Origin of the sequence: Paenarthrobacter sp. RAF54_2 (genome assembly GCF_052113945.1) — a bacterium.
Classification (GTDB): Bacteria; Actinomycetota; Actinomycetes; order Actinomycetales; family Micrococcaceae; genus Arthrobacter.
Genome location: NZ_JBFRDV010000052.1, coordinates 1 through 3,058 on the forward strand (window position 1 = coordinate 1; position 3,058 = coordinate 3,058).

The 3,058-nt window shown below is 61.2% G+C and carries 2 protein-coding genes; both read left to right on the forward strand.

Annotated elements, in window-relative coordinates; genetic code table 11:
- The first annotated feature begins 139 nt into the window (after positions 1-139).
- The gene (locus tag AB4Y87_RS25795; RefSeq protein ID WP_442007068.1) at positions 140-1,303 is read left to right on the forward strand and encodes an ABC transporter ATP-binding protein; all 1,164 of its coding nucleotides are present in this window, start codon (positions 140-142) and stop codon (positions 1,301-1,303) included.
- The gene (locus AB4Y87_RS25800; protein WP_442007069.1) at positions 1,300-3,051 is read left to right on the forward strand and encodes an ABC transporter permease; all 1,752 of its coding nucleotides are present in this window, start codon (positions 1,300-1,302) and stop codon (positions 3,049-3,051) included. The genes AB4Y87_RS25795 and AB4Y87_RS25800 overlap by 4 nt, the downstream gene beginning before the upstream one ends.
- The last annotated feature ends 7 nt before the right edge of the window (positions 3,052-3,058 follow it).

Consider the following 3,058-nt stretch of genomic DNA (forward strand, 5'->3'; position numbering starts at 1 on the left):
TTGTCGAGCTCCCGCAGATCACGACCGAGCAGTTCAAAGCGTTCCTGCAGCGCTGGAACCAACTGTTGGCCAAGTAGTAGCTAGTTGCTGGCTCGCAAGCGCTCAGTGCTGACGCGATATAGGTGAGAGAGAATTAATCATGCTAGAGATTCAGGGATTGCGGAAGGAGTTCGTTGTTCGCCGCAATCATGTTGTGGCGGTCAACGACTTGACCTTCACGGTGGAGGAGGGCGAGCTGCTGGTCTTGCTCGGATCGAGTGGATGTGGGAAGACGACCACGCTGCGTATGGTCGCGGGGCTTGAGCAGGCTTCCGCTGGCCGGATCAGCATCGGGGACAAAGTTGTCTGCGACACGACGCGGCGCGTCGATCTCAGTCCCAACCGCCGCGACGTGGGGATGGTTTTCCAGTCGTTCGCTTTATGGCCGCATATGACGGTTCGCCGCAATATCGGCTACCCCCTTCGAGCCCGCGGGTTGAAGCAGGGCTTCAAAGAGGGCTGGATTGACGAGGCCGCCCGGATGGTTGATTGCACCGATCTCCTTGACCGGTATCCGGGCCAGTTGAGCGGTGGTCAGCAACAGCGGGTGGCTGTGGCGCGTGCGCTGGTTGCCCGCCCGTCCCTGCTGTTGTTCGATGAACCGCTGTCCAACCTTGATGCCCGTTTGCGTGATCAGCTGCGTAACGAGATCCACCAGTTGCACCAACGCGTCGGATTCACGGGACTCTATGTCACTCATGATCAGTCCGAGGCGCTGGCGCTGGGGGATCGGTTGGCGATCATGCGTGCGGGTCAGATTGAACAGCTGGGTCGCCCGCGTGAGGTGTATGAAAACCCGGCGACGGAGTTCGTCGCCGAGTTCATCGGTATGGGAAACTCCATCTCCTTGTACAAAACGCCCTCGGGATGGGCAAGCACCAGTGGACAGCTTGTTGGCCGTGTTCCCGATGTGTCGGCGGAGACGGCGAACCTGCGCGTGCGCCAACAGGCCATCCGGTTGGGCACTATCGACTCACTTGCGCCTGGAGAGATGGGTGTTGAAGGAGGCACGATTGCCGATGTCGAGTATGGGGGAGCCTCTGTCGATGTCGTCGTCAAGTTCGTCGATGGTCGGTCTGTCTCGAGCCGTATCCCACTCACGGGGGAGGGAGAGCACCGCTTCGAACCAGGTTCGAGAACCACCGTCATCTTCTCGGCATGTGATGCCAAGCTCTTCCCCACCAGTTCGACCGGCTCGGCGGGAACCGGCCAGCCCGCGCACAGCGATGTCGCGCTGGAGCAGAAAGCGGGGGCGGGCAGATGAGCGTTTCGGACATCCAGGTTTCCGATCACGGAACGGCTGGGCCCGGTCCAGGCGTTCCGTTCGCGCCGGGTGCGTCGCAGAAGCCGCGTTTCCGGGTTCGACCCGTCCATCTTTGGACCCTCGGCGTGGTGTTGTTCGTTGTCTTCGTCGGACTTCTGGTTCTGCGGCCGATCTACTTCATCGTCGACCGGTCGGCGCTGAACAACGGTTTCACCACAGCGTTCACGGATCCGTTCATCTGGCAGGCGATCGGGACCACGATCGTGCTCACGGTCGGGGCCGTGGTGCTGGCGCTGGTCGTCGGCACTGCCCTGGCCTGGTTCTCCCTGCGCCTTCCGCGAGGCCTGGGCTGGATGTCGGCGTTGCCCGTCATGTCCATCCTGATGCCTTCCGTGGCGAGCATCACAGGCTGGATCTTCCTGTTCTCTCCACGGGTCGGGTTCGCCAACACGGTGCTTCGCACCCTGCCCTGGTGGTCGGACCAGACGTCCGGGCCGATCGATGTCTACACCACCCCGTGGATCATCTTGTGTACCGGCCTTCAAATCGCGGCCTTCGTGTACCTGTTCATGAGTTCTGGCTTCACCGCGGTCAACTCCGACCTGATCGAGGCCGCTGAGGTCGCCGGATCCTCAAAACTCGGAGTGTTCTTCCGTGTCACCCTCCCCCTTGTCCGGCCCTCGCTCGTCTACGCCACGGCGACCGCGATCCTGTTGGCTCTGGGACAGTTCACCGCACCGCTCCTGCTCGGACGCAACTCCAACATTCAGGTCCTCACGACCCGAATATTCACGTACCTGAACAGCTCGCCGGTCGACTTCAATGCCGCCGCCGCGCTAGGCGTTCCGCTGGTAGTCATCGGCATGATCATTGTCTTCGGACAACGGGCGTTACTGGGAAACCAGAGCCGGTTCGTCACCCACGGCGGCAAGGGCTTCAAAGCGGTCGGGCGGCCCTCATGGTCCGGCGTGGTCTGGATCGGTGCTTATGCCCTCTTGACGGCCGTGTTGCCGCTGCTTGCCATCATCATTGTCGCGGTTTCGCCGCGATGGTCAGCGGACATCGTGCCCTCGACATTCACGCTCCAGCATTTCTCTGAGGCGTTGAACTCGCCAGAGATTCTCAGTTCAGTGCAGAACAGTGTGCTGTTCTCGCTCACCTCGATCCTGATCGTCATCCCCATCGGCTTCCTGTGCTCGGCGATCCTGGTCTACGGACGCCGATTCAAACTGTGCCAAATCGTCCTGGACTTCGTGGTCGCCATGCCTCTGGGCATGCCCGCGCTCATCTTCGGTCTGGGCTTCATTTTGGCTTACAGCGGACCCCCCATCAACCTCTACGGCACAAGCTCGGTGGTGATCGCTGTCTACGTGACACTGATGATCCCGTTCTCGGTCAGACTTCAATCGGCCGCAATGCTCTCCCTCGGAAAGCAGTACATCGAGGCATCTCAGGTGGCCGGTGCCAACCTCTGGCGAACCACGCTCAACGTCCTGCTACCGCTCATGCGATCTGCTTTCGGAGCCGCCGCTGCACTGATCTTCCTCCTGCTCAGCCACGAATTCGCCGCGTCAATGCTCGTCCGCGCACCCACCACCCAGGTCATGGGAACGACCCTCTACGACCTCCTCGAATTCGGCTCCTATTCCGAGGTTGCGGTGCTTGCCCTGATAATGGCCGCCGTTTCGCTAGTCGGGCTCGGTCTTGCCTTCCTGCTAGGCGGCCGAGGCGCCCTGAAAGGCCTCTAGAGGGAGA

Bases quoted from the DNA above. Each gene is read 5' to 3' on its own strand.
- AB4Y87_RS25795 (WP_442007068.1), top strand. From the start codon at position 140: ATGCTAGAGATTCAGGGATTGCGGAAGGAGTTCGTTGTTCGCCGCAAT.
- AB4Y87_RS25800 (WP_442007069.1), top strand. From the start codon at position 1,300: ATGAGCGTTTCGGACATCCAGGTTTCCGATCACGGAACGGCTGGGCCC.